At 72.4% G+C, this 26,139-nt stretch carries 26 protein-coding genes and 2 pseudogenes; 20 read left to right on the top strand and 8 right to left on the bottom strand.

Annotated features, from left to right (window positions below; all coding sequences use genetic code 11):
* The first annotated feature begins 65 nt into the window (after window positions 1-65).
* The gene (locus E1292_RS36350) at window positions 66-905 is read left to right on the top strand and encodes an SDR family NAD(P)-dependent oxidoreductase (protein ID WP_220447232.1); all 840 of its coding nucleotides are present in this window, start codon (window positions 66-68) and stop codon (window positions 903-905) included.
* A 79-nt stretch (window positions 906-984) separates the two neighbouring features.
* Here the strand turns inward: E1292_RS36350 and E1292_RS36345 are convergent, their stop codons facing one another.
* A complete protein-coding gene (locus E1292_RS36345) occupies window positions 985-1,839 on the bottom strand; it encodes an IclR family transcriptional regulator (RefSeq protein WP_220447231.1) in 855 nt (284 codons plus the stop codon).
* A gap of 303 nt (window positions 1,840-2,142) precedes the next feature.
* Between E1292_RS36345 and E1292_RS36340 the strand changes: the two genes are divergently transcribed.
* The 6 genes from E1292_RS36340 to E1292_RS36315 all read left to right on the top strand — a co-directional run bounded on the left by E1292_RS36340 (window position 2,143) and on the right by E1292_RS36315 (window position 7,464).
* Entirely contained in the window at window positions 2,143-2,385 is a 243-nt protein-coding gene (locus tag E1292_RS36340) for a hypothetical protein (protein ID WP_132601924.1), read from the top strand.
* A gap of 62 nt (window positions 2,386-2,447) precedes the next feature.
* Window positions 2,448-2,987, top strand: a complete 540-nt coding sequence (locus E1292_RS36335; RefSeq protein ID WP_132601921.1) for a UGSC family (seleno)protein — start codon at window positions 2,448-2,450, stop codon at window positions 2,985-2,987.
* On the top strand, window positions 2,984-4,075 hold the full coding sequence (locus tag E1292_RS36330) for a hypothetical protein (RefSeq protein ID WP_132601918.1): 1,092 nt from the start codon (window positions 2,984-2,986) through the stop codon (window positions 4,073-4,075). Before E1292_RS36335 ends, E1292_RS36330 begins: the two co-directional genes overlap by 4 nt.
* Before the next feature lie 99 nt (window positions 4,076-4,174).
* Window positions 4,175-5,014 (top strand): SDR family NAD(P)-dependent oxidoreductase, encoded by an 840-nt coding sequence (locus tag E1292_RS36325; protein ID WP_220447230.1) that lies wholly within the window; start codon window positions 4,175-4,177, stop codon window positions 5,012-5,014.
* A gap of 109 nt (window positions 5,015-5,123) precedes the next feature.
* On the top strand, window positions 5,124-6,443 hold the full coding sequence (locus tag E1292_RS36320) for an MFS transporter (RefSeq protein ID WP_132601915.1): 1,320 nt from the start codon (window positions 5,124-5,126) through the stop codon (window positions 6,441-6,443).
* 157 nt (window positions 6,444-6,600) lie between these two features.
* A complete protein-coding gene (locus E1292_RS36315; RefSeq protein ID WP_132601912.1) occupies window positions 6,601-7,464 on the top strand; it encodes an amidohydrolase family protein in 864 nt (287 codons plus the stop codon).
* 1 nt (window position 7,465) lies between these two features.
* Here the strand turns inward: E1292_RS36315 and E1292_RS36310 are convergent, their stop codons facing one another.
* Entirely contained in the window at window positions 7,466-7,798 is a 333-nt protein-coding gene (locus E1292_RS36310) for a putative quinol monooxygenase (protein ID WP_132601909.1), read from the bottom strand.
* Between E1292_RS36310 and E1292_RS54350 the strand changes: the two are divergent.
* The 10 genes and pseudogenes from E1292_RS54350 to E1292_RS36265 form a co-directional block, all read left to right on the top strand.
* Window positions 7,798-8,016: pseudogene (locus tag E1292_RS54350) on the top strand (LLM class flavin-dependent oxidoreductase); the annotation flags it as partial. The gene E1292_RS36310 and the pseudogene E1292_RS54350 sit on opposite strands and share 1 nt — an antisense overlap.
* A 127-nt stretch (window positions 8,017-8,143) precedes the next feature.
* The gene (locus E1292_RS54345) at window positions 8,144-8,317 is read left to right on the top strand and encodes a hypothetical protein (protein WP_246090577.1); all 174 of its coding nucleotides are present in this window, start codon (window positions 8,144-8,146) and stop codon (window positions 8,315-8,317) included.
* Window positions 8,318-8,426: 109 nt separating this feature from the next.
* Window positions 8,427-8,594, top strand: a pseudogene (locus E1292_RS55530) (NAD(P)H-dependent oxidoreductase); the annotation flags it as partial.
* A 234-nt stretch (window positions 8,595-8,828) separates the two neighbouring features.
* Window positions 8,829-9,413, top strand: a complete 585-nt coding sequence (locus E1292_RS53035; protein WP_132601906.1) for a flavin reductase family protein — start codon at window positions 8,829-8,831, stop codon at window positions 9,411-9,413.
* Window positions 9,414-9,635: 222 nt separating this feature from the next.
* Window positions 9,636-10,961, top strand: coding sequence for a vWA domain-containing protein (locus tag E1292_RS36290; RefSeq protein ID WP_132601903.1), 1,326 nt, complete (start codon window positions 9,636-9,638; stop codon window positions 10,959-10,961).
* The gene (locus tag E1292_RS36285) at window positions 10,958-11,908 is read left to right on the top strand and encodes an ARPP-1 family domain-containing protein (RefSeq protein WP_132601900.1); all 951 of its coding nucleotides are present in this window, start codon (window positions 10,958-10,960) and stop codon (window positions 11,906-11,908) included. Before E1292_RS36290 ends, E1292_RS36285 begins: the two co-directional genes overlap by 4 nt.
* A 261-nt stretch (window positions 11,909-12,169) precedes the next feature.
* Window positions 12,170-13,135, top strand: a complete 966-nt coding sequence (gene pip / locus E1292_RS36280; protein WP_132601897.1) for a prolyl aminopeptidase — start codon at window positions 12,170-12,172, stop codon at window positions 13,133-13,135.
* 9 nt (window positions 13,136-13,144) lie between these two features.
* Window positions 13,145-13,477, top strand: a complete 333-nt coding sequence (locus tag E1292_RS36275) for a YciI family protein (protein WP_132601894.1) — start codon at window positions 13,145-13,147, stop codon at window positions 13,475-13,477.
* The gene (locus tag E1292_RS36270; RefSeq protein ID WP_132601891.1) at window positions 13,474-14,751 is read left to right on the top strand and encodes an RNA polymerase sigma factor; all 1,278 of its coding nucleotides are present in this window, start codon (window positions 13,474-13,476) and stop codon (window positions 14,749-14,751) included. Before E1292_RS36275 ends, E1292_RS36270 begins: the two co-directional genes overlap by 4 nt.
* A gap of 5 nt (window positions 14,752-14,756) precedes the next feature.
* On the top strand, window positions 14,757-15,527 hold the full coding sequence (locus tag E1292_RS36265) for an alpha/beta fold hydrolase (RefSeq protein ID WP_132601888.1): 771 nt from the start codon (window positions 14,757-14,759) through the stop codon (window positions 15,525-15,527).
* 58 nt (window positions 15,528-15,585) lie between these two features.
* On the opposite strand, the gene E1292_RS36260 is transcribed toward E1292_RS36265, so the two are convergent.
* From E1292_RS36260 to E1292_RS36240, 5 genes are all read right to left on the bottom strand, one after another.
* Window positions 15,586-16,005, bottom strand: a complete 420-nt coding sequence (locus E1292_RS36260; protein ID WP_246090575.1) for a hypothetical protein — start codon at window positions 16,003-16,005, stop codon at window positions 15,586-15,588.
* Between the two features lie 251 nt (window positions 16,006-16,256).
* Complete coding sequence (locus tag E1292_RS36255; RefSeq protein ID WP_246090574.1) at window positions 16,257-17,528, bottom strand: serine hydrolase domain-containing protein; 1,272 nt, start codon at window positions 17,526-17,528, stop codon at window positions 16,257-16,259.
* Between the two features lie 101 nt (window positions 17,529-17,629).
* Window positions 17,630-18,271: a response regulator transcription factor gene (locus E1292_RS36250; protein ID WP_132601882.1), complete on the bottom strand. Its 642-nt coding sequence runs from the start codon at window positions 18,269-18,271 to the stop codon at window positions 17,630-17,632.
* A complete protein-coding gene (locus tag E1292_RS36245; RefSeq protein WP_132601879.1) occupies window positions 18,268-19,500 on the bottom strand; it encodes a sensor histidine kinase in 1,233 nt (410 codons plus the stop codon). Before E1292_RS36245 ends, E1292_RS36250 begins: the two co-directional genes overlap by 4 nt.
* Window positions 19,497-21,269 (bottom strand): carboxylesterase/lipase family protein, encoded by a 1,773-nt coding sequence (locus E1292_RS36240; RefSeq protein WP_165974925.1) that lies wholly within the window; start codon window positions 21,267-21,269, stop codon window positions 19,497-19,499. Before E1292_RS36240 ends, E1292_RS36245 begins: the two co-directional genes overlap by 4 nt.
* A gap of 204 nt (window positions 21,270-21,473) precedes the next feature.
* On the opposite strand from E1292_RS36240, the gene E1292_RS36235 reads away from it, so the two are divergent.
* Window positions 21,474-21,734: a hypothetical protein gene (locus E1292_RS36235; protein ID WP_132601873.1), complete on the top strand. Its 261-nt coding sequence runs from the start codon at window positions 21,474-21,476 to the stop codon at window positions 21,732-21,734.
* Between the two features lie 411 nt (window positions 21,735-22,145).
* Here E1292_RS36235 and E1292_RS36230 read toward each other — a convergent pair whose 3' ends face one another.
* Window positions 22,146-24,158, bottom strand: coding sequence for a LysM peptidoglycan-binding domain-containing protein (locus tag E1292_RS36230; protein ID WP_132601870.1), 2,013 nt, complete (start codon window positions 24,156-24,158; stop codon window positions 22,146-22,148).
* Between the two features lie 216 nt (window positions 24,159-24,374).
* Between E1292_RS36230 and E1292_RS36225 the strand changes: the two genes are divergently transcribed.
* Window positions 24,375-24,776: a YbaB/EbfC family nucleoid-associated protein gene (locus E1292_RS36225; protein WP_165974924.1), complete on the top strand. Its 402-nt coding sequence runs from the start codon at window positions 24,375-24,377 to the stop codon at window positions 24,774-24,776.
* Between the two features lie 108 nt (window positions 24,777-24,884).
* On the top strand, window positions 24,885-26,139 hold a 1,255-nt coding region (locus tag E1292_RS36220), incomplete at its 3' end, for an NHL repeat-containing protein (protein WP_342775738.1).

Below are 26,139 nucleotides of genomic sequence, written 5' to 3'. Positions count from 1 at the left end.
GCCCGGCCCCCCGCCAGCCCGGCCCTCCGCCGGGCCGGTCAGGCACACCAGGAGAGGAGCAGGCAATGTCAGACGACCCGATGATCGACCCCTTCGCCGGCGCGGGACCCCAGTGGATGACCGGGCGCACCGCGCTCGTCACCGGGGGCGGCCAGAACACCTCCTACCCGGGTGTCGGGTACGCCATCTGCCGGGTGCTGGCCAGGCACGGCGCCCGCGTCGCGGTGCTCGACAGGAACGAGGAGGCCGCCGGGCGCACGGTGAAGCTGATCGCGGAGGAGGGCGGTGAGGCGATCTCCGTGGTCGCCGACGTGACTGACGACCGGGCCTGCGCCGGGGCCGTGGCGGAGGTGGTCGGCCGCCTGGGCGCGCTCGACACGGTGGTCAACAACGTCGCGGCCGGCGACCGGAGCGGGCTGTTCGACACCACCCCCGAGCACTACGACCGGCTGATGGACGTCAACCTCAAGTCCGCGTGGTCGATCACCCGGCACGCCGTCCCGGTCCTGCCGCGCGGCAGCTCGATCGTGAACATCTCGTCCGTCGGGGCGCGCAGGCGCGGGCCCGGCCTGATCTACTGCGTGGCCAAGGCCGGCCTGGAGAACATGACCGAGGGGGCGGCGACCACGCTCGGACCGCAGGGCATCCGCGTCAACTGCATCGCGGTCGGCGCGATCTACGGGGCGTTCGCCGCGAAGGGCTCCATGACCCGGGAGATGCGCGAGCAGCGCCGCGAAGGGACCTCGCTGAAGTCCGAGGGCACCTCCTGGGACATCGCGCACGCGGCGCTGTTCCTGCTGAGCGACCGGGCCCGGTGGATCTCCGGGCACATCCTGCCGGTCGAGGGCGGTCCCCCGCACCGCTACTCGGTCGAGCCGGTCACCTCCGTCCCGATGGGGGAGTGACCGGCCGCGCACGGGAACGGCCCGCATCAGGGGAGCGGGCCGTTCCCTGCGCGTTCGTGTTCCCTGTGGGCGCGGGCTCTCAGCGTCCCGCGGAGCTGGAGTACTTGACCTCGCGCACCTGCCAGTGCGCGGTCTGGCGCGGCACCCCGGCGTCGGTGACGGCCGAGGGCGCTCCGAGGGCGCGGGAGATGCTGCGGGAGGTCGCGGCGAGCGCGGGCACCAGGGAGTGCGGGGACGGCGAGCCGAGCGGCACGGTGATGCCGACCGCGGCCACGACGCGGTCGCGGGGGCCGCGGATGGGCACCGCGACGGCCATCGCGTCGTGGGTGAGCTGGCTCTGCACGATGGCGACGCCCGATTTGCGGACCTCGGCCAGGAAGTGCCGCAGCGCGTCGGGGTCGGTGAGCGTGTGGTCGGTGTAGCGGCGCAGCTTGGAGGCGAGCACCTCCTCCTGGAACTCCTGGGAGGAGTGGGCGAGCAGCACCAGCCCGGTGCCGGTCGCGTGCATGGGCCAGCGCCCGCCCAGCCTGCTCGGCACCGGGACGGTGTCGCGGGCGCGCAGCGACTCGACGTAGATGACGTCGTGCCCTTCCGGCACGCCGAGGTGGATGTTGCCACGGGTGGCGTGCTGCAGGTCGTGCAGGTACGGCAGCGCGATCTCGCGCAGTTGGCCCCCCTGCGGCGCCAGGGTGCCGAGCTCCAGGATGCGCAGGCCGATGCTGTACTTTCCGTCGCTGTGCCGGGACAGCGCGCCCCAGCGGAGTAGTTCGTTGAGCAGCCGATGGGTCGTGCTGAGCGTGAGGCCGGTTCTGCGGCTGATGTCGCTGAGGGACAGCGCCAGGTTCTCGGTGTCGAAGACGCCGAGGATGGAGAGCACGCGCTGGGCCGATGTCAGGCGATGGGGTTCGAGAGACTTGTCTGCCAGGACAGTCACCAATTCACCTGCCTGTCCGTATTTCTTGACCTAGGTTACGTGGGCGTTAACCAGGCTACATAAACGGACAGCCTTTCGATAGTAGCCCAAACTAGACGAAAATCCCTTCCGCTGGACGGAAAAGGGGCTTCCCTTTCGGATGGCCATCAGGCCATACGGACGAAATGCGACTAGCCCTTCCGCGTCACGAAAGTCGAGATTTCTTCTGGGATGCCACGGTCTACATTGCTCTGAGCAGGGTCGTAGTCGCACCCGGTCACCCCGCCGGACGTACCCGCGGCCCCGATCACGAGTGAGGCGAAGATGCGCGACGAAACACGCCTGGAGCAGATCCGGTCCACCCTGGCCGTCGACGGCTACCAGCTGAGCGTCGAGGAGGCCGGCTCCGCCTTCGACGTGCGGATCACCGCCGGAGCCGGCAGCTGCCCCGACTGCCTGGTCCCCAAGAACATGATGGTGAGCATGCTGGCGCCGATCCTCGGCGTGGGACCCGACGGCATCCGGCTGTCCTACCCCGGCGACGTCGCTCCGGCGAGCCACACCTGATGAGGGGCCACGAGCCGAGCGGGTGGCGGAACCCGGAGCTGACGAGAAGAGGTGCTTGAGGGATGTTCGACCGGATCCTTGACCCGACCGGTCTGCCGGCACGACCCACGAACGTGGCGGTGGCCGCCAGGCGGGTGCCCAGCCTGGCCGGCGCCCGCGTCGGATTGTTGAACAATACCAAGCGGAACGCCGCGCAGCTGCTGACCGAGCTCGGCGACCTGCTCCGTGACCGGTACGGCGCGGTGGTGACGATCCGGCGCACCAAGCCGCATGTCGCCTTCCCGGTGGACGAGCCGATGCTCAAGGAGATCGCCGCGGTCAGCGACGTGGTGATCACCGGCGTGGGCGACTGCGGTTCGTGCAGCGCGTCGGCCGCGGCCGACGGCATCGCGTTCGAGCGCGTGGGCATCCCCGCCGCGGTGATCGTCAGCGACGCCTTCGAGGTGACGGCGCGGGCGATGGCCGGCGTGCACGGCGACGAGAACTTCGAGATCCTGCTGACGCCGCATCCGGTGGCCGTGCTGGACGCCGAGCAGGTCGCCGAGCGCGCCGCGGAACTCGTCGCCGACGTGGCCGACCGGGTCCGCGAGTCCGCCCGATGACCGGCGGCACCCTCGACGGGCAGGTCACCGACGCCCTGGACGGCGCGCACCAATCCATCGAGTACATGTACGACCAGGGCTGGACCGACGGCCTGCCCGTCGTGCCGGCGACGCGCGAGCTGGTCGACGCGTTCCTCGCCACCACGTCCCGGCCCGCCGACGAGGTCATCGGCCGGCTCGACCACCTCAAGCGGGAGGTCTCGGTCCAGCTGGCCGCCATCAACGCGGTGATGGCGGGCTGCCGGCCCGAATACTTCCCGGTGGTGCTGGCCGCCTGGGACGCGCTGATGGCCGAACGCTCCACCGTGGGCGGCGGCTGGCAGAGCACCAGCGGCCCCGCGCCGCTGATCGTGGTCAACGGCCCGGTACGCCGGCGTCTCGGCTTCAACGCCACCGGCGGCGTGTTCGGCCCCGGCTTCCGTGCCAACGCCACCGTGGCCAGGGCGATCGGGCTGATCGTCCGCAACGCGCTCGGCGTGGTGCCGCACGTGCTGGAGCAGGCGACCCAGGGCGTCCCGGGGCGGTGGGCGATGTGCATCGCCGAGAACGAGGAGGAGAGCCCGTGGGAGCCGCTCTCGGTGGACGGCGGGGTGGCCGCCGGCGTCGACGCCGTCTCCACGACCTTGCTCAGGGCCAGCGAGTTCGTCGACAACCGGCACACCGACGACCCCGAGGCGCTGCTCGGCGACTTCGCCGACACGATCTCGCGTACGGGTAGCTGGATCTTCCGCCACGCCAGCGCCGGCGTGGTGTTCTGCCCCGAGCACGCGCAGATGCTGGCCGCGGCCGGAATGAGCAAGGCCGGCGTGCGCGACTGGCTGATCGAGCGGTGCGGGCGGTCCGAGGCCGACCTGGCCAGGGCCGGCAAGAACCACGTGCACGGCAACGTCCGGCGGCAGAGCGACGACGGCGATCCCGGCGCGTTCCACCGGTACTTCGCCGACGGCGCGCCCAAGAACCTGCCGATCGTCGTGGCGGGGGCCCGCAACGCCGGGATCTCCATGGTGGTCCGGGTGTTCTCCAACTGGTCCGGCATCTCGGCCAGGGTCGAGCCGCCACGCGACGGCGCAACGGCCCCGGCCGTGTGACGGACGCGGTCCCGGCCAGGTCGAGGAAACGGTCCGGGTGCGGGACGAAGGGGCGCGAGCCCGGCTCCGTTCCGGGGCCGCGCGACAGGGGAGGAACGTATGCCGGATGATCCGCTGGCCGATCCGTTCGGCGGCGCCGGTGCTCGGTGGATGGCCGGCCGCGCCGCCCTGGTCACCGGGGCCGGGCAGAACGGCGCGCTGCCGGGCGCCGGCTACGCCGTCGCCCGGGTGCTCGCCGCGCACGGCGCGCGCGTCGCGGTGCTCGACCGGGACGCCGCGGCCGCCGGCCGTACGGTGAAGCTGATCGGCGAGGACGGCGGCGAGGCGGTCCCCGTGGTCGCGGACGTGACCTCAGACCGGGCCTGCGCCGCCGCCGTCGCCGAGGCGGCCGGTCGCCTCGGCGGGCTCGACGCCGTGGTGAACAACGTCGCCTCGGGCGACCCCGCCGGGCTGTTCGAGGTCACCCCCGACCGGTTCGCCGAGCTGATGGCGGTCAACCTCACCTCGGCCTGGCAGGTCACCCGGCACGCCGTCCCCGTGCTGCCGCGCGGCGGGGCGATCGTGAACATCTCCTCGGTGACCGTGCGGGCGCGCGGGCCCGGGATGGTCTACTCCCTGGCCAAGGCGGGGCTGGAGAACCTGACCGAGGGCGCGGCGGCCACGCTGGGGCCGCAGGGCATCCGGGTCAACGGCGTGCGGGTCGGCATGATCTGGGGGTCGTTCGCCGCCGCCAACATGCCCGAGGAGGCGCGCGCGGCGCGGCGCGAGAGCACCGCGCTCATGACCGAGGGAACCGCCTGGGACGTCGCCCAGGCCGCGCTGTTCCTGCTCAGCGACCGGGCCCGGTGGATCTCCGGGCACGTCCTCGACGTCGACGGCGGGCCGCCCCGCCGGCCGCCGCCCGTCGCGGCCCCGGACGGCCGCGACCGCGACAGATGACGTAGTCCAGGTGCCGCAGATGACCCACGATCTACGGCGCCGGGCGAAATACGGTCCCTACAACTCCGCAAACCGCCGACATCCCACCCCGCTCTGAGGAGTGCCACCCATGACCCACAACGGCACGTCCAAGCCCCCATCGATCAAAGGGCTCTTCGCCGCCAGCTTCATCGGCACGTCGATCGAGTGGTACGACTACTTCATCTTCGGCACCGCCGCCGCGCTGGTGTTCCCCCGGTTGTTCTTCCCGGACGCGTCGCCCGAGGCCGCGACGCTCGCGTCGTTGTCGGCGTTCGCCGCCGGATTCCTGGTCAGGCCGCTGGGGGCCGCGGTCATCGGTCACTTCGGCGACAGGATCGGCCGCAAGTCGATGCTCGTCCTCACGCTGATCCTGACCGGCGGGTCCACATTCCTCATCGGGGCGCTTCCCACGTACGCGGCCATCGGCATCGGAGCGCCGCTGCTGCTGGTCTCCCTCCGTCTCATCCAGAGCTTCGGCGTGTCCGGTGAGTGGGGCGGCGCGCTGCTCATCTCCACCGAGAACGCCGCACCGGGGCGTCGCGCCGTCTATGGCAGCTTCGCCCAGTTCGGGGTCCCGATCGGCGTGCTGACCTCGAACCTGGCGTTCCTGGCCGTCTCCGGCATGGACGACGAGGCGTTCTTCTCCTACGGCTGGCGCATCCCGTTCCTGCTGAGCGCGGTGCTGGTCATCGTCGGCTTCGTCGTACGGCTCCGGCTGTCGGAGACGCCCGAGTTCGCCAAGGCCAAGCAGGAGCGCACGATCAGCAAGGTCCCCTTCGCCGAGCTGCTGCGCCGGCACCCGCGCAACCTCATCCTGGGCGGCCTGGCCGCGATCGCGCCGCCCGCCGTGGGCTACGCGGTCACCGTGTACATGCTCACCTACGGGACGCAGGTGGCCGGCTTCGAGCGCAACACGCTGCTCACGCTGATCCTGGCGTCGACCTCGGTGTGGATCATCGCGATCATCGTGTCCGCGATGTTGTCCGACCGTTTCGGCGCCAAGCGGCTCTACATCGTCGGCGCGATCACCGCGGTGGTGTGGCCGGTCCCGATGTTCGCGATGGTCAACACCGGCGAAACCGTTCTGGCGCTGATCGCGTTCCTGGTGGCCGCGGTGGTGCAGGGCATCATGGCCGGCGCGCAGGGCGGCCTGTTCAGCGAGATGTTCGACCTCAAGGTCCGCTACAGCGGCATCTCCATCGCGTACGCGGCGGGCGGCACCGTCGCCGGCGCCGTCACCCCGGCCTTCCCCGCCCTGTACGCCGCGTACGGCTCGTCCACGCCGGTCGCCGTGTTCCTGACCGTGCTGGGCGCGGTGAGCCTGGTGGCCGTGAGCGGCATCCGGTACGCCGCGGCGGCGCGGGAGCCCGAGAAGGTCGGCACCCCGGCCGTGGCGCCGGAGCTCTAGAAAGGTGCACAATCTGCCGCGCGGGAGCGAGGGGCGCCGGGCCTCGACCCGCGCGGCGTACATCCGTGCCCGGTGCGGATCCGCGGCGCGCCGCCGCGGCGAGAAGCAGGAGGCCGGACACGTGCCAGCTCCGACGCCAGGCTCGATGCCAGGCTCTATGAACGTCGACGACCTGGTCGCGATCGACGTGCACACCCACGCCGAGGTCTCCAGGAGCGGGCACGGGTCGCTGAGCCCCGAGTTGTTCGACGCCTCGGCGAAATACTTCAAGGCGCACCCCCGGCCGACCATCCCGGAGATGGCCGCCTACTACCGGGAGCGGCGGATCGCGGCGGTGGTGTTCACGGTGGACGCCGAGCACGCCACCGGGCATCCGCCCATCGCGAACGAGGAGGTGGCCGAGAGCTGCGCCGAGCACGCCGACGTGCTGATCCCGTTCGCCAGCATCGACCCGTGGCGGGGCCGGGCGGGCGCGCGCGAGGCCCGCCGCCTCGTCGAGCGGTACGGCGTGCGCGGCTTCAAGTTCCACCCGAGCGTGCAGCGCTTCGCGCCAGACGACCGCATGGCCTACCCGTTGTACGAGGCCATCGAGGAGCTGGGCGTGCCGGCGTTGTTCCACACCGGCCAGACCGGCATCGGCGCGGGCGTCCCCGGCGGCGGCGGGATCCGGCTGAAGTATTCCAACCCCATGCTGCTCGACGACGTGGCGGTCGACTTCCCCGAGTTGCGGATCGTGCTGGCGCACCCGTCGTTCCCGTGGCAGGACGAGGCTCTCGCGGTCGCCACCCACAAGCCGTACGTCTACATCGACCTGTCGGGGTGGTCGCCGAAGTATTTCCCGCCGCAGCTGGTGCGCTACGCGAACTCGCTGCTGAAGGACAAGGTGCTCTTCGGCTCCGACTATCCGGTGATCACGCCGGACCGCTGGCTGGCCGACTTCGGCAAGCTCGACATCAAGCCGGAGGTCCGTCCCGGGATCTTGAAGGACAACGCCGCCCGCCTGCTGGGGCTGCGCGGCTGAGTCAGCCGCGGGAGGGCACGGCCATCTCGCCGAGCTCGGACCAGCCGTCCTGCGGGATGGTGGTGTTGACGATGCGCGGGGTCTCGGCGAGGTGGGCCGGCAGCGTCTGCCTGGCCTGCCGGAAGTGGGCCGAGCCCACGTGCGCCGCGCCGGCCTGGTCGTCGCGGAACGCCTCGACCAGGACATATTCGGTGGGGTCGTCGAGGCTGCGTGACCAGTCGAACCACAGGCAGCCGGGCTCGGCGCGGGTCGCCTCGGTGAACTCCGCGGTGATCTCCGGCCAGCGGTCGGCGTGTTCGGGCAGGACGCGGAACTTGGCGGTAATGAAGATCATTGCAGTGCTCCATCGGTCGGCGGCGCCACGGGCCGAGCCTATCGGCTCCAGTATTTCCGGAGCTCGCCACGATCGCCGAGCGCGGCACGCTCGACTCCCTCTTCCTCGCCGACGGCCTGGCCCTGGGGAACGCCCGGCACGACGCGCTCGACCGCCTCGAACCCCTCACGCTGCTGTCGGCCCTGGCCTCCGTCACCTCCCACATCGGCCTCATCGCCACCGTGTCGACGACGTACAACGAGCCCTTCCACGTGGCCCGCACGTTCGCCTCGCTCGGCACGCCGGAGCAGATCGCCGACGAGCTGCAGGAATGGTTCTTCTCCGGCGCGCGACGGCTTCAACCTCATGCCGCCGATCCTGCCCGGCGGCCTGTCCGACTTCGTCGACCACGTGGTGCCGGAACTGCGGGTCAGGGGCCTGTCCCGGCACGAGGACGAAGGCCGCACGCTCCGCGAGAACTACGGGCTGGCCAGACCCCCGTCCCCGCACGCGCGACACGAGGCGGCGGTGGCCCCATGAGCGTCGTCGCGCTGGCGGGCAACCCCCGGGAGGGTTCCAGGACCCTCGCCGTGGCCACCGAAGCTGCGAAGACGATCTCCCGCCGGCTCGGCGCGAGGGGCGCCACGGGGTGGTCGGCCTGTCCGCGCTCGGGCCCCGTCCGCTCGCGCCCGGCTCGCACGCCGGGGTGGAGGTGGCGCGGGAGCTGGTGACCGAGGCGGAGGTGCTGGTGGTGGCCAGCCCGACCTGCAAGGGCACGTACACCGGGCTGCTGAAGTCCTTCCTCGGCCGCCTGCCGCCGGACGCGCTGGCGGGCACGGTGGCGCTGCCGCTGCTCGTCATGGGCGACCCCCGGCACGCGCCGGCGGGAGGTGCACCTGCGGCCGCTGCTCGTGGAGCTCGGCGCCGCCGTGCCCGGCCCGGGGCTGGCGGTGCTCGAATCACAGATCCCGAGACTGGACGGGGTGCTGGCGCCCTGGGCGGACCGGATCGTGCCACTGGTCGCCGGGGCCCTCAAGCGGGAGACGCTCCCATGACGGGGGCGGTGCCCGCGGGCACTTCGACCGGACGATCACGTGGACGAGCGGGCGACAGGACGCCGGGGCGCGCCGGAGGCCGGTCGTCACCCGGGCGGGTGGTGGACGCCGACGGGTTCCGCCGGACGCTCGCCGTGCACGCCGCCGGGGTCGTCGTCATCACCGCCCAGAGCGACGGCATCCCCGCCGGTCTCACCGCCACGTCGTTCTCCTCCGTCAGCCTCGACCCGCCGCTGGCGTCCTTCTACGTCGACCGGGCCTCGACCACCTGGCCCCGGCCGAGCGCGGCCGATCACTTCGCGGTGAACGTCCTGGCCAGCGACCAGGCCGAGCTGGCGGCGCGGTTCGCGCGCAAGGACGTCGACCGCTTCGCCGCCCCCACCCGCTGGCGGCCGGGCCCGCTCGGCGCGCCGCTGCTGCGGGACGTCTCGGCCCACCTGATCTGCCTCCCGCACGAGACGGTGGACGTCGGCGACCACATCATCGTCGTCGGCCTGGTCGCGGAGGCCGGCGTGCACGGCGGGGGCAGTCCGCTCCTCTACCACCAGGGCCGCTTCGGCCGCTTCATCGCCCACCCCTGACCCCGTTGTGAACGCCGTCCACTCCTGAGCGTCCGTCCACTCCTGAGCGTCCGTCCGCCCCGCCTCCGACCGGGGCGGCCGGCCTGCTTTTTGTGACCCGGACGTTGGTTCTCCCGCCGCTGCGAATAAAAGGTTTGACGTATTCCAGCGGGTCGGCTATTGCCGGATAACGCGAAATAAATGGGTGTCGGCCGACAATAGATAATTCCTACACTTTCCACCGTGGACACCCCAACTCTTCTCACGCATTTCCGGACGCACGACACTCCGCTGGTCCTGTCCAGAGGCGGCGATCTGGCCTGGGACGACGCGGAGCTCCACCGAGCTGCCCAGGTGAGCGACCCCGAGGGATACGCGCTGCTCGCGCTGGTGCCCGGTGTGCTCCCGTGGCAGCGCGCCCGCGTGCTGCTCACTACGCTGGCCACCTCGCAGAACGGCCTGGACGACCGGACCCGCGCGACCCTGGCCAAGGTCACCAGGGCGCTCATGTTCGGCCTGCCGCCCGGGTACACGGTCACCGCGCTGCTGGCCCTGCGGCGGCTGCGGGCCAACCACAAGCACACCACCCGCGCCATCGTCGCCTTCGTCCTGGAGCACCCCGACGCCGCCGCGCTCATCGAGGCCCGCAGACCTGCCCTGGTCGACTGCTTCGAGCACGCGCTGGGCAAGGCGACCGCGCGCGGGTGCGCCCGTTCGATCCGCGAGGGCGACACCGGCTCCGACCGGCTGCGCAGGAGCCTGCTGCGGTTCACCTCCGACCCGGCCGTCGCGATCGAGCGGGTCCGCGCGCTCTACGCGCCCGGCACGTACGGTGCGGTGGCCCCGCAGGAGGCGCCGGCGCCGCTCGACCCGGTCAGGGAGCACCCGCCGGTCGTGACGCCGACCAACCGGGGCGACATCGCCGCGACGCTGGTCCACCTCTTCATGGGCGGGCCCGCCGCGGAGCTGCGCCCCGCCCTGGCGGGTTACGTCGCAGAGGCGACGCGCGGGCTGCCCCGCATGGCGGGCGGCGTCGCCCTGGTGCTGGACACGTCGGGCTCGATGCGCGGCTACGGCGAGCGCGAATGGGCGCTCATGTCGCAGGCCACGGCGCTGCGGCTGGTGCTGGCCGAGCTCTGTGACCGGCTCACGGTGATCGAGAGCGGTGACGCCGGGGCGGCTCCGGCGGGTTCGACCGGTGTCGGCGGGGCGGCTCCTGGGGGCGCTACCGACCTGGCGAGCGGGCTGCTGGACGCGCTGGACGGCGGGCCCGACCTGGTGGTGATCGTGACCGACGGCTACGAGAACGTCCTGCCGGGCGACCTGGCCCGGGTGGTGGCGACGCTGCCGCGCGCCGGTGTCACCACGCCCGTGGTGCTGTGCCAGGCGACGTTCACCCGTGGCGACGACCTGACCCTGCGCGACCCGGCGCCCGGCCTGCCGCGGCAGCCGTTCTGGCACCAGGACGACTTCGCCGGGTTGCTGCCGTGGATGTTCGGCCACTGCGGGCCGGGCCGCGACTGGATCCGCACGACCATGACGAGCCGGCTGGAAGGAGCACGGACATGACCACGCTCGACACGCTGCTGCCCGCGCCGCTCGACCTCGACGGCTACCGCGTGGGCACGCCGCAGCGCGCGGGGGCGCTGACGATGGTGCCGATCCACGGGCCCGAGCGCCCCGGCATCGTGCCGCCCCGCTCCGGGCTGAAGCTCAAGCGGGTGGTCGGCTACGGTCAGGTGGAGCTGCACAACGGCGCCCGCGAGGGCGTGGCGATCGTGCCGCTGCATCTCGGCTACATCCAGGACGCGGCCCAGAACCACGCCCTGTGCTCCGCGGCGCTGCTGGCGGCCGGGCAGACCCGTCGCTTCGACGACGCCTGCTGCGTCCAGTCCGGGCAGGGCGGCTACCTCGAGGGCCGCGACCAGTGGTTCTTCGTGCTGCCGCTCGAGCTGCGGGCCAGGGCTCTGCGACTGCGCGGACGCCACGACTACGCCAAGCTGTGGCCGGACATCACCCAGCTCAACCGCGCGTACGGGCTGCCCTCCCGTGGCCACCTGGAGCAGATCCTGTCGCGCAAGCGGGCGACGCTGACCCAGTTCCAGAGCCGGCTGGAGCTGGTGCCGGGCCAGCTCGGTGCGCTGTTCTTCGTGGGCGGCACCTTCGCGGGGCTGGAGCTGGCGCCCGACGCCGGCTACTTCGCCGAGATGTGGATGGCCCTGGTCTGCTTCGCGTACGGCGTCGCCGCCTGGCACGCCGAGCCGGAGCGGGCGGCGGCGCGGCCGTACGACGCGGGGAGCCTGGCGGAGCTGCGCGCGGAGCTGGCGCGCGACCGGGCGGCGCGGCTGGCGGAGGTGGCCTCCTGGCTGCCCGCTCCCGGCGGCGACGTGCGCATGGTCGAGGAGGAGCGCTACCTCGACCTGCGGCTGTCCACGGTGACCGGTGACGGGCTGACCGGCCAGGTGGTCGCCGAGCACGGGCGGCCGGTGTACGCCTCCGTTTTCGCGGACCGGTGAGGGCGATTAATGGGTTGCGGCGCGGACGGGGCGCCGGTTGAATGATCAGTGCGGGAACTGCGCTGGGCGCGGCGGACCAAACCCTCATTCCACATAAGGGATGGTCGCTGTGAACGACCCTTACGGGGTCCGCCGAGGCGCCGGCCACCTGTCCCGCACTTCTCTCCCCGCCGGCCCGGCGAATGTGTCCCACGCCTTGCGCCCGGTCCGACGGCGTACGCCATACGCGGTTGCGGGTCCCAGGTGGTATGTCTGGTAGCCATGGGTCAAAGGACGTTCTATCCACCGGTGGAGCCCTACGAGACGGGCACGCTCGACGTAGGCGATGGAAAGGAGCTCTCCTGGGAGGTCAGCGGCAATCCGGAGGGCAAGCCCGCGATCTTCCTGCACGGCGGGCCCGGCGGTGGGGTGCTGCCCGGCATGCGGGGGTTCTTCGACCCCGAGGCGTACCGGATCATCCTGTTCGACCAGCGCAACTGCGGGCGCAGCCGGCCGCACGCCGGTGACCCCGGCGTGTCGCTGGCGGCCAACACCACCTGGCATCTGGTCGCGGACATCGAGCGGCTGAGAGAGCTGCTGGGGGTCGAGCGGTGGCTGGTGTTCGGCGGGTCGTGGGGGAGCACGCCGGCGCTGGCGTACGCGCGCCGCCACCCCGGCCGGGTGAGCGAGCTCGTGCTGCGCGGCATCTACCTGGCCAGGGCCGCCGACGAGGCGTGGGCGTTCACCGGCACGGGTGCGGCGCGGCTGTTCCCCGAGGAATGGGCGGCCTTCCGCGACCACATCCCGGTGGGAGAGCGCGACGACATGGTGCACGCCTACCATCGCAGGGTGTTCGATCCGGACCCGGCGGTGCACGTGCCGGCGGCACGTGCGTGGGCCGCCTGGGAGCTGTCGGCCAACTGGCTGCTGCCCGTGCCGCCGCCGGCGCTGGACGACCGCGACCTGGTGGGCTTCTCGCGCGTGGAGACGCACTACTTCAGCCAGGGATGTTTCCTGCGCGACGGCGAGTTGCTCGACGTCGGCGCGATCCGGCACATCCCGTGCGTGATCGTCAACGGCCGCTACGACATGAAGACGCCGCCCGAGGCCGCCTGGGACCTGCATCTGGCCTGGCCGGAGGCCGAGTTCCAGCTCGTCGACGACGCCGGGCACGCGGGTGCGGAGCCCGGCACGCTGCACCGGCTCGTCGAGGCCACCGACCGTTTCCGCGGCGCGCGCGGGGCCTAGGCTCGGAGCATGAAGTTCCTGTTGCTCATCTGCGGGGATCAGCAGGCCCACAAGGCGATGCTGGCCGATCCGGACTTCCTTCCCGACTGCAAGGCCTGGGCCAGGGCGCAGGGGGACCGGCTGGTGCAGACCGGCGGTCTGGAGGCGCCGGCGGAGGCCACGACGGTCCGGGCGCGTGACGGCGAGGTGCTGCTCAGCGACGGCCCGTTCGTCGAGGCCAAGGAGGTCGTGGCCGGGTTCAGCCTGATCGAGTGCGCCACCAGGGAGCAGGCGCTCGAAGCAGCCATGGTCCATCCCGTCGCGCGGCACGGCACGATCGAGGTGCGGGCGCTGCTGCCGTGAACGTCAGGGAGACGGTCGACGCGCTGTTCCGGGAGGAGTGGGGGCAGATCACCGCGACGCTCATCCGGATGACCGGCGACTGGGACCTGGCGGAAGAGTGCGCTCAGGACGCCTTCACCCAGGCGCTCCAGCGGTGGCCGGCCGACGGTGTGCCGCCCGCGCCGGGCGCCTGGCTCACCACCACCGCCCGCCACCGGGCGATCGACCGTCTCCGCAGGGCCGCCGTGGGCGCGGCGAAGCTGCGCGAGCTGGCGGTGGCCGGGCCCGCGCGGCCGGGTGACGGCGACGGGGTGTTCGGCGACGACCGGCTGCGGCTCATGTTCACCAGCTGCCATCCCGCCCTGCCGTTCGAGTCGCGGGTGGCGCTGACGCTGCGCACCCTGGCCGGGCTGACCACGGCCGAGATCGCCCGCGCCTTCCTGGTCCCCGAGGCCACGATGTCCAAGCGGCTCACCCGGGCCAAGGCCAGGATCCGCGACTCGGGCATCCCCTTCCAGGTTCCGGACGCGGCGGAGCTGCCCGTCCGGCTCACCACGGTGCTGGGCGTGCTCTACCTGCTGTTCAACGAGGGGTACGCGGCCGCCGCCGGCGACGACCTGATCCGGCGGAGCCTGTCCGACGAGGCGATCAGGCTGGGACGGATGCTCGTCTCGCTGCTGCCCGGCGAACCGGAGGCGGCCGGCCTGCTGGCGCTGATGGTCCTGCACGACGCCCGGCGCCCGGCCCGGCTCGACGCGGGCGAACTGGTGCCGCTCGAAGAGCAGGACCGCTCCCTGTGGCAGCACGAGCGGATCGGCGAGGCGGTCACCATGCTGGAGCGCGTGCTGCGCCAGGGCCGTGCGGGGCCGTACCAGATCCAGGCGGCGATCGCCGCCTGCCACGCGACCGCCGGCTGCTTCGAACGCACGCCGTGGGCCGAGATCGCGGCCCTCTACGGACGGCTGGAGGCGCTCGTGCCGTCCCCGGTCGTCCGGCTGAACCGGGCGGTCGCCGTGGGGATGGGCGAGCCGGCGCGCGGGCTGGCCCTCGTCGACGCGCTCGCGCCCGAGCTGGACGGCTACCACCTGCTGCCCGCCGCCCGTGCCGACCTCCTGCGCCGCCAGGGACGCCGTGCCGAGGCGGCCGCCGCCTACCGCGAGGCCCTGCCGCTGGCCCCGACCGAGCCGGAACGCCGCTACCTCGCCCGGCGTCTCGCCGAGATTTCCCCCGACGAGGTGTCCGACGGGGCGCTCGCCGTTCGTGGGAAGGGCGAAACGGACCACCGGAAAGGGTAGTGACCATGACCTCCACACGTTCCGCCGACGGAACCGAGATCGTTTTCGACCGGCTGGGCTCGGGCAGCCCCGTCGTCCTGGTGAGCGGCGCGTCCTGCGCCAGGGGCGTCCACGCGCCGCTCGCCGTGCTGCTGGCGGACGGGCACACGGTCGTCAGCTACGACCGGCGGGGGCGGGGCGACAGCGGCGACACCCCGCCGTACGACGTGCGGCGCGAGATCGATGACCTCGCCGCGGTGATCGCCGCGGCGGGCGGCGCAGCGGCCGTGTTCGGCAACTCCTCCGGCGCGGTGCTGGCGCTGCGCGCGGCGGCCGAGGGGGTGCCGATCACCCGGCTCGCCCTGTGGGAGCCGCCGTTCCAGCTCGACGCCGGTGCGCCGGAGCGGGCCCGCGCGTACGCCGCCGAGCTGGCCGCCTGCCTGGCCGACGGCCGTCGCGGTGACGCCATGGCGCTCTTCCTGAGCTCCGTGGGCATGCCGCCGGGCATGATCGACCAGATGCGGCAGGCGCCCATGTGGGCGTCGATGGAGGCGATCGCCCCGACCCTCGCCTACGACGCCGCGATCATGGGCGACGGCCGCCCGCCGGCCGAGCTGGCCGGCGTCAAGGCGCCCACCCTGATCCTGACCGGTTCCGAGACCGGCGCGTGGAGCCTGGCCGCGGCCGATGCGCTGGTGGATCTCCTGCCGTCCCCCCGGCACACGGTGCTCCAGGGGCAGGACCACAACGTCTCGTGGGAGGTGCTGGCCCCGCACCTCCGGTCCTTCCTGTCCTGACATGGTCGAGGCCCGGCGGGGTGGCCGCCGGGCCTCGGTGGTCGGGCTGTGGTGGTGTCTAGTAGATGCGGTACTTGCGGCCGCAGTTGTCGAACTTGCCCGCCCAGCAGGTGAACGTGTAGGCCTTCCTGATGCCCCGCCCGCTCCAGCTGCCGACGACCTTGCCGTCCCAGGCCTTGTTGAACCTCTTCCAGTGGCCGTTCTGGTAGACCTCGAACCAGACCCAGGCCTTCTTGCCGCCGTGCCTGTCGACGCCGTACCACTTCGTGTAGACCTTGCCGTGCTGCTTCCAGGTCTTCCCGAACGTGTACGCCTTGCGGTCGCTGGAGAAGAACTTGCCCCAGCTGCCGCCGGTGTAGGACGCGGCGGCGGTGGTCGTCGCGGTGGACTGCGTGGCAGCCTGGGCGGCGGGGGTGAGAGCGATGCCGGTGACGGCCATCGAGCCGGCCAGAGCCGCGATCGCAAGGGTCTTACGCATTGGGTTCCCTCCCCGTTTCGGTGTGCCGGTCGTTCCCGGCACCAGGGACATTACGGAGACTCGCCGCGATCATCTGTGGACAAATCCACACATGGAGCGTGTGTGGACAAATGCACATAGCACCCCGCGTAAGGCCTGGCGGGAAGGGCGGAACAGCGACATGCCGGGCCCCGGCCCCGCCTGGTCCGCACCGCGAACTGCGGCGCGAACCAGGCGGCGAACCCAGGCGGCGAACCCGACGGAGAGGACGGTCAGCGCTTGACGGTCATCCGGCTCCCCGGGAGCGGCACGATCGGCTTCTGCCCCGACTTCGCGGTCGCGCCGCCCTTCCCGCACAGCGCCAGGACCAGGTGGTTCGCCATCGCGGTGTCGATCTCACTCGGCTCCAGCTGGCCGTCGTCGCCGATCTTCTGGTACTTCATCAGGTTCATCCCGAACGAGACCTGGCGGTTGCCGTCCGGGCTGGACAGCGACTGGGCGCCCATGCCGAAGACGGCTCCGTCGTGCCCCCAGAACCGGCCGCACGGCAGGTCGGCGGCATAGAGGCCGAGGCCGTAGACCAGGTATCCGCCGCCCACGCGCACGGGCACCGTCTTCTGCATCTCGGCCATCTGCTCCGCGCCGATCAGCCGCCCGCGCAGCAACTCCCGGTAGAACCGGTTGAGGTCGTCCATCGTGGAGACCATGTCCCCGGCGGTGCGCACATAGGACATGTCGTAGACGCTGTAGTCGCGCGGCGGATCGATCAGCCCGTACCACGACTCGTACGCCTTCGAGTGGGGCCCGGGGATGCGTGGCGTGCGCGGGTAGGACGTGTGCCGCAGGCCCGCCTTGCGGATCACGTTGCGCGTGATGTGGCGCTCGGCGTTCTCGCCGGTGACCTTCTCCAGCAGCAGCCCGATGATCACGTAGTTGGTGTTGGAGTAGGAGCCCGGCGTCGCGCCCGGCTTGCCCGTCGGGGTCGCCTCCAGGCCCAGCTGCACCAGCTCCGTCGGCTTGATCTCGCGGAAACGGTGTTCGTCCAGGCTGCTGGTCTTGCCCTCCAGCAGCGACGGGAACGCCGGACCGAGGTAGTCGGCGATGTGGCTGGTGTGGTTGAGCAACATCCGCACGGTGATCTGCTCGCCGCGCTCGCCGGGGACGAGGTCGGGCAGGTAGCGGCCGATGGGGGCGTCCAGCTCGATGGTGCCGCGCGCCACCTGCTGCAGGACGGCCACGGACGCGAAGGTCTTGGAGATGCTGCCGACCCGGTGCGTCATCCTCGGGTGCATCGGCCGCTTGGTGGTCACGTCGGCGACGCCGGTGGCGCCCTGCCACGTCTGGTTCCCGTCGCGGACCGTCGAGAGCATGCCGTACATCCCCGCCTTGTGCGCGGCGTCCAGCGACTGCTGCAGCGCCTGCCGGTCGAGCGCGGGATCCTGAGCGGCGGCCGCCGTGCCAGGAGTTGCCGTGAGGGTCGCCGTGGTGAGCAGCGCGGCCGCGGCGGCCAGCCGCCTGGTGCGTCGCATTCGAGGGGAGATCATGGCCAACATCCTGATGTATCCGGGCAGGTCACGGGCAGTCCGCGGTGTCACCGGCTCCTCATGACACGTGTCATCTCGACGTCATGACATCGCGGCCTCGCTCACGGGCCGGGCAGACCGGCCCGGTGGGCGAGCAGGCCCGCCTGCGTGCGATTGGCGAGGCCGAGCTTGCCCAGCAGGCGCGAGATGTAGCTCTTGACGGTGGAGTCGGACAGGAACAGCCGGGCCGCGATCTCGCCGTTGGTCAGGCCCTCGCCGAGGCAGGCGAGGACGTCGCGCTCGCGCTCGCTCAGCGTGGCCAGCTTCTCCCGCTCGGCGCCGTCCGCCGGCGCCGAGCGCGACACGAGGTGGCGGGCGGCGGACGGCGAGAGCACGGTGGCGCCCTGGGCCGCGACCTTGACCAGGTCGAGCAGGTCTTCCGGCGGGGTCGACTTCACCAGGAACCCGCTCGCCCCGGCCTGGAGGGCGCGCAGCACGTGGGCGTCGGAGTCGAACGTGGTGAGGGCGACCACCACCGGTGGGGCGGGCAGCCTGGCGATCTCGGCGGTGGCGGTGATGCCGTCCACGCCGGGCATCCTGATGTCCATCAGCACGACGTCGGGCGCGGCGCGCAGCACGGCCTCCACCGCCTCCGCGCCGTCCTCGGCCTCCGCCACCACCTCGACCTCGCCTTCCGAGGTGAGAATGGTGCGGAGGTGATGGCGGACCATGGGATCGTCGTCGGCCACGAGCACTCTGATCACGGGACGTCCAGGGAGCCGTCCGTGGGCACGGACGCGGGCAGGGTGGCCGACACCCGGAAGCCGCCACCGGGCGCCGGGGCCGCCGCGAACCGGCCGCCGAGCAGGGCGATCCGCCGCCGGAGCCCGTCGAGACCCAGCCCTGAGCCGCTCGCCGCGAGCCCGGACCCGCCGGGCGCGCACCCCGCCGGGGGAGGGGCGTTGGCCACCGTGACGGTCAGCGTGTCGCGGTCATGGACGAGCTCGACCTCGACGGCCGCGCCGGGCGCGTGCTTCCTGGCGTTGGTGAGCGCTTCCTGCACCACGCGGTACGCGCCCCTGGCGATCGCCGGGGTCACCGCCTCCGGCGTGCCGGTGACCCGCAGGGTGGCCGGGTTTCCCGCCGCGGTGGCGGAGCCGGTGAGGACGTCCAGGCCGGACGGGTCGAGCGTGACGCGCGCGGGCTCGCCGGGGTCGTGCGCGTGGCCGTGGCGCAGGATGCCGATCAGGTCGCGCAACTCCGTCAGCGTGCGCGAGCCCGCATCGCGGATGTGCTCGGCCGCCGCCCGGACCCCGTGGTCGGCCGCCGACACCTTCAGCGCCCCCGCCGCCAGGACGATCTCGGTGACGTGGTGGGTGACGATGTCGTGCATCTCGCCGGCCAGCCGCTGCCGCTCGGCCGCCCTGGCCCGCTCGGCGAGCAGCAGCCGCTCGCGCTCGGTGCTCTCCGCCCGCTCGCGCAACGACCGCAGCAACTCGCGGTGGGCGCGCGCGTACAGGCCGAGCACGGCCGGCAGGACCGTGGCGACGACCCCGGCGTAGGCCGTCTCCCATTCAGGAGTCCACGGCCGGGTGGCGGCGAGCGCCAGGACCGCGACGTACGCCACCGCCTGCCGGCGCGGCACCCGGTTGACGACGAACCACACGATCACCGGCGTGCACAGCGGCGCGGTCACCGGCGTCACCGGATCGAGCGGCGTGAAGGCCCCCGGGGCCAGCGTGTCACCCACCGCCGCCAGCGCCGTGGCCGCGCAGGCGACCACGGCGACCGCACCCGGGAAGCGCACGAGGAACGGCAGGCAGGCGTCGGCGAGCAGGCTCAGCACCAGCCCCGCGGCCGGGCCGAGCGGGCCGCTGGTGCGCTGGACGCCGCGGAAGATGGCCAGGTCGAGCAGCGCGAACGCCGCCATGAGGACGACCAGGAAGGCCTGAGCCCTCCTGGTGCCGCTCGGAGGTGACGTGGCGCTGGTCATGGTCGGTCGAGGTGGGCGCACCGGGGCGCGGGCGTCGTCGCGGTGCTTCCCGGCTGCTCGGTGATCAGGTGCGCGACGCGCGCTCCTGGTCGCCATCGCCGCCAGGCACGGCCGCTGGAGGACGGTGTGCCGGTCCGCGCGAACGAGGTCCAGGCGGCCACCATATCCCGCGCCACCGACAGCTGGGTCTCGGTGAGCGGCACGGGCTCGCCGTCCAGATCGATCGGCTTGTCCCGCACGTCGAACAGGTACGCCAGTTCCGAGGCGTGCCCGGCCCCGGCAGGGAACCCGGGCAACGACGGGACGAACGGCGGCGCGGTGTCGTCGGCGAAGACGTAGGCGAACACCTTCGTCCCGCGGGCCAGGGCGTCGCCGTCGCGCGCGTGGGGGCAGGCGAACATGGCGTCGGTGTTCGGGGCGGCCCACGCCTCCATCGGCGTGGCGTACTCGTCCCTGGGGTAGCGGCGGGCGATCTCCTCCGCCCTGCGGCCGAAGCCCTGACGGAGGAGGTCAGGGAGGTTCTCGTCGGTGACCGGCCTGCCCAGCAGGCTCAGTACGCCGGCGAACAGCAATGCCTCCTTGCCGGTGTGCCCGGTGAGCACGGGCACGCGGGCGAAGTCCCCCTCGCGCAGCGCCCGCTCGGGGGAGACGGGCAGCGCGGGGCCGCCGTACGACGCGGCCGTGAACATCCCCGTGAGTTCCAGCAGGTCCTTGACCGGTCTGCCGCGCAGGCAGGCGAGCGTCTGCCCGGCGTCATCGCCCGCCGGGCAGCCCACCTGCCGCGCCGCCGAGCGCGCGGCGGCGTACGTCTCCTTCAACGGGCGCCAGAACGGGTACCGCGGCGTCCCGGGACCGGTCGCGTTCGGCAGGAGGGCCGTGCCGCAGCTGCCGCTCTGGATGATCGCCTTGTGGAACAGGCCCCTGCTGCCGGGCGCGGTGAGCTGGCCGCAGGTGGCGATGCCGCCGCCCGACTCGCCGAACAACGTCACGTTGCCCGCGTCGCCGCCGAACGCCGCCGCGTTCCGCCGTACCCAGCGCAGCGCGGCCTGCTGGTCCTGCAGCCCGAACGTGCCCCCACCGGACATCCCAGGCAGCGCGAGGTAGCCGAGCACGCCGATCCTGAACTCCACGGTGACCACGACGGCGCTGCCCTGAACGGCCAGGCGGCGGGGGTCGTAGTCGGCGCCGCGCCCCGCGGAGAAGCCGCCGCCGTGCAACCAGACCATCACCGGCCTGGACCCGCCGCCCGTCTTCCCGCCGCCCGTCTTCCCGCCGCCTGTCTTCCTGGAGCCCGCGTTCCTGGAGCCCGCGTTCCTGGGGTCTGCCTTTCTGGGGTCTGCCTTTCTGGGGACGGTGACGTCGAGGGTGAGGCAGTCCTCCTCCTCGCTGCTCTCCTTGGGGTTCTCGCTGGCCTGGGGGCAGGCGGGACCGGACGTCGTCGCGTCGCGGACGCCCCGCCAGCGGGCGACGGGCCGGGGCGGGCGCCAGCGCAGGTCGCCGGTGGGCGGCTGGGCGTACGGGATCCCGCGATATCTCGCGACATCGCCGTCATAGACCCCTCGAATCCGCCCGCTGTCCAGCTCCACCTCCGGACCGGCCGCGCCGGCGCCCCGCGTGGCCGGCGCGCTTCGTGTGGGGCTCGGCCCCGACGACGCGCCGGCGCTTCGTGTGGGGCTCGCCCCCGACGACGCGCCGGCGCTTCGCGAGGTGCTCGGCGCCGGCGTGCCGCAACCCTGGGAGAGCAGGAGCGCCGCGGCCCCTGCGATCATCGCGTGTCTCCTTCTCCTGTCCATGTCCCGCACATTAGGAACGCCGCCCCGCCCGCCGGTACGGCCGGAGGTTGCGACCGGCCACCCGATGGTTGACAGGTTTGCCGGCCGTAACGGCGAACGGGGATGATCCCGGCGTGGTTTACGACGGGCTGATCCAGCGCGAGCCCACGTACCAGTTTCGATCTGCCGACGGTCGCGAACGTGCGCATGGCCGAGGCGGCGAGGGAGCGCGCGGCGGAGAAGCGGCTGAGTATGCCCGAGGCGACCGACGTCCTGCGGGCGGCGGTGGCGGCGCTCGACGCCCACACCGCGTACGTGCTCAGGCCCGCCGCGACGAGCGAGGCGAGCGCGCCGGCGGAGACGGAGACGATCAGTGACGTGATGAGGTGGTCGAGTGCCTGCCTGGTCTTCTGGGAGGACTCCACCGCCTGGTGCAGCACCGCCGCGGCGTTCTCGAGGTGAGCGGCCGCCTCTTGTCTGTACTCGGCCGCCAGGTGGTCATCCCACTTGTCGCGGAGCACGTCGGCGTCGTCGCCGACCCGGCCTGGAGGAGCGGCTCCAGGCCCTCGATGGTGCTCTTGAGCGGCGGCAGGCGGCGGCCATGTCCGTCAGCCGCCGCTCCTGCTCCTCCCCGCCGATGGACGCCACCGCGTTGGTCAGCGTCTTGACCGGGTCCAGGATCGGGTCGAAGGGGCCCGCCACTCAGAGACCTCCCATCGTGCGGGCGGTCTCGCGCAGTTTTGCTCGATCCGGATCATTGTGCTCCTACGGTTGGCCTGAAGCCCGCGTGGGGGTCTGCTCCGGCGGCAGGGCGGGCACGGGGCCTGGCGCGTCCGGTCACCCGGCGCCTTGCCGGGCGCCGGCCGCGCCCTCTCAGGAGGGCCTGTCGCCGGCGGGAATCTCGGGGATGTTGAGCTGCCATCCGGGTTCGATGTGATCGGGGGTGATGCCGTCGATGTGGTCGTTGGCCTCGTAGATGGTCTGCGCGTGCCGTGGGTCGCCGTACTCGTCCACGGCGATGTTCCCCAGCGTGTCGCCGGGCGCCACGACCCGCTCCCCGCCGCCCAGCGTGGGCGGCGGCTCGGGCACGGCCTGTTCCGGCGGCGGGACGGGAGCTTTGGACGTCCAGTCGTCGTGCTCGGGGACGGACAACGGCGGGGTGTCGACCTGGCCGCGCGGCACCAGGCCGTAGGAGATCGTTCCGGGCAGGAGGCCCAGCAGGCGGCCCTTCACGAAGGGCGAGCCGTCCAGGAAGGTGCCGACCGGCTTGGCGCTGAAGTTCAGCAGCCCCTGCGCGGGCGCCTGCGCGGCCTTGGGCCAGTTGCTGATCTTGTTCAGCGCCGCCTGGGGGTTCCATAGCTGGAACTCCCGCACCCTGGCCGACACGCTGTTCTTCGGCGCCCAGACGGTTGTGGGGTCGCCCGCGCCTCGCCCCACCACCGGCACGTACCCGTGCTTGGCCGGGTCCATCCAGGAGAAGAGGCGGGGGGTGAAGCGCGCGTTCATCGGCGTCAGCGGCTTCGACGGGTCCGCCGCCGACAGCCTGAGATTCCACTTGTCCGCCTTGTGGAAGGCGTGGTGGCGCAGGCCGGTCCTGTCGCGCAGGAACCGCGCGTACCCGCCGCCGAACAGGGCGCTGACGCCGCCGACGGTCAGGCCGTCCTTCAGCGCCGCGCCCAGCGGCTTGCCGTCGTAGAGCAGGCTGAGGCCGGTGCTGGCGCCCGCGTTGAGCGCTCCTTCGAGCCCGATGGCGAAGGCCATCGGATGGTTCTGCGCCAGCCGCGCCACGGGGGCGAGGCCCTTCACGAAGCCGACACCTCCGCCGAGGAGCGACAGGCCGGTCAGCGTGCCGGCCATCTTGACGTTGATCCCCCACGGGTCCTCGCGTCCCCGCAGGGTGTTGGCCAGGCTGGAGTTGACGTAGTTGGTGCCTGCCACGAGCCCCGCGTTCTTCGCGTACGCCGACAACACCGTGCGCCCGGCCTCCTTGGCTCCCAGCAGCCGGGTCCCGGAGCGGAGCCCCAGCATCCTGTTGAGGCGGAGCAGCATGGCGCCGAGCTTCGCGTGGCGGGTGGACAGCATGAGCGCCACCCTGCCGAGCGCCTGGCGTGCCGCCAGCCGGTTGACGGCCCTCGCGCCCAGGCTCAGCGCCGCGCCCACCCCCACGGTCACCCCGAGGGTGGCCAGGAAGAGGGCGACGTACTTCTTGGTCTCCTGGGTGGCCTTGATCGCGTTGTCGATGATCGCGGCCGCCTCGTCGGTCCGCGCGGCCAGGGCGGCGAGGTTCGGCGTCTCGGCGTTGCCTTCCGGCGGGTTCACGTGGGTGCGCCAGGCCTCGCGGAAGGCGTCGGCGGCGTCGCCCTTCCAGTCCGCCCGGCCGACGTGCGCCTCGATCGCGGAGATGTGCGTGTCGTGCACGTCCCTGAGGCTCTTCGCGGTGGCCAGGCAGCTCTCGCGCATCTGGGTGAGCTGCTCCTCGTACGCGCCGCCCATCCCGAGCATGTCCAGGGTGGCGTTCCAGATGATCGACACCGTGCCGGGGTCGGGCGGCTCGCTGACCTTGGGCGCCGGCGGCGGCTCGGACCGCCCGCTGTCGGCGGCGTCGTAGGAGGCCGCGCCGGCCCGCAGCCCGTCGGCGAGCTGCACCAGGGTCGTCTCGCGCTTCCACAGGGCCGACGACAGGCCGTTGAAGAACGCCTCGTAGCCCTTGGCGAACTCGGCGGCGCCCTCCTCGATGAGGTCGTACGTGTCCACCTCGGGGGCGGCGCCGGCCTGGAACTCGCGCAGGATCCCGGAGAGCGCGGCGGCCGTGTCGGCGCACGCCTTGCCCGCCTTGTGGAGCTCGTCGAGACCGCCGGGGCCAATGGAGACGAACCCTTGACTCACACGAACACCTTTCCCTGGGGGAGGACTTGCGGGCCCGGGACAGGCGGCCGCAGGCGTGCGCGTGCCCGCCACCGGTAAGGCGTTTTTCCCAGCCGGCTCCTTGGGGGAAATGTTCCATTAATGTTCGTGTACGCGCAATCGCTTCGGACACGCTTCAACTTTTTCCGAAATGGACTCGGCCCGCCGTACTCTCCCCGCAAAGAGCCGGGAGGTACGTTGAACGACTTCGACCCCGAGGATCTGGAACGCATCACCGCGCGGGCGGAGGAGATGCTGGCCCGCGTCGAGGAACTCAGGAGTGAGATCGACGTGGCGCTCGGCCGCGGCGAGGCGGCCGACGGCCAGGTGCGTGTGACGGTCGGCCCATCGGGCCGGCTGACGGAGGTCGAGCTGGCGCCGCGCGCCATGCGCATGGACAGCCGGCGCTTGGCCGAGGCGATGTTGCGGGCCGCGCAGGAGGCCCAGGACGACGTGGCGCGGAAGGTCGAGGCGGTCATGGCGGGCACGCTCGGCGTCGGCCTGCCCGACGAGAACTTCAGCGATCTGCTGGAGTCGTACGAGACGTCGATGGAGGAGCAGCTGCGCGCCATCGAGGATCGGCAGCGCGACGTGCGCTGACCCGACATTTCCAGGTTGTTTGAAGGAACGTTCTCAGGCGCAGGCCCGCCCCTAAGGTGTCCGCGGATACGCATGTGCACAAATGTCGCGGGGTGTGAATAAGTGGCCATGAGGTGGCGAAGTACGGCGGGGCGGCGCGTGGCGGGAATCGTCGCGTCCGTGCTCGTCGCCGTGCTGGTGGGGGCCGGTCTGTTCCTGGGCGCGGGAGTGTCGAGCGCCCGGCCCAAGCTCTCCGACGTGGGAGCCTGGCTGGCCAGCGCGCTCAACGGCGAGGTCGTGCACGCCAACGGCCTGTCCGGGCAGGTGGACGGCCGGGTCGACCTCGCCTCGTCAGAAGGCGACGCGCTCAAGGTCATGCAGGACGGCGACAACGTGCTCGTCGTCGACGAGTCCACGGGCAAGGTCAGCCGCATCGACTCCACCCAGCTGGAGGTCGCCCAGACCGGCAAACTCGGCGCGGGCGGGATGGAGGTCGTCATGGCGGCGGGCAAGGCGTACGCGCTGGACCCGCGCGGCGGCACCGTCCAGCAGCTCGACCCGCTCACCGTGGCCACGGTCGGCACGCCCATCACGTTGAAGCCGCCGCTCGGGCAGGCGGGCATCGACAAGAACGGCACGCTCTGGGTGCCCGTTCCCGAGGAGGGCACGCTCGTCCAGATCAACGGCGCCCAGAAGGGGAAGGCCGTGACGGTCGGCGAGCCGGGCGACCCGCTCACGCTGACGATCGCGAACGGCGTGCCCCTGGTCACCAACTCCGCCCGCGCCTCCGCCATGGTGATCGGATCGACCGGCACCCGCCTGGAGGTCAGCCTGCCCAGCACCGTCACCGACGCGGGCACCGGCGGGCTGCTCGTACCGGCCGTGGCCGAGAGCAACATCGTGCCCGTGCTGGCGCCCGCGCAGGGCGCGCTCGTCCTGGTCGACACGGCCAGCGGCGCCTTGACGACCGTCGCGGTGAAGGGCGGCAAGCTCGGCCGGCCGCAGGCGCTCGGCCGGCGGATCTACATCGCGAACGAGAGCACGGGCCGGCTCATCGTGTACGACACCGTGGCCAAGAAGTTCGAGCCGGAGAAGGTCGTCACGGGCAAGGCCGGGCCGCTGGAGGTGTTCGTCAAGGACGGGCTGCTCTGGGTGAACGACCAGTTCAGCGAGACCGCCCTGGTCATCGAGAAGGACGGCAGCGGCCACCGGGTCGGCAAGTACGACGAGGCGCTCGGCCAGAAGGACACGCCCACGCCCCTGCCGATCCCCACGTACACGCCCACGGCGGTCCAGCCGACGGCCGTGCCGACCCGCTCGGCCGAGCGGCCCACGGGCACGCCGACGTCCGTCCCGACCAGGACGGAGACCGCGCAGCCCACCG

The sequence above is a fragment of the Nonomuraea deserti genome, from assembly GCF_004348685.1.
Taxonomy (GTDB): Bacteria; Actinomycetota; Actinomycetes; order Streptosporangiales; family Streptosporangiaceae; genus Nonomuraea; species Nonomuraea deserti.
Note: the sequence above shows the minus strand (reverse complement) of the source record. Positions and strands in the feature narration are given on the sequence as shown.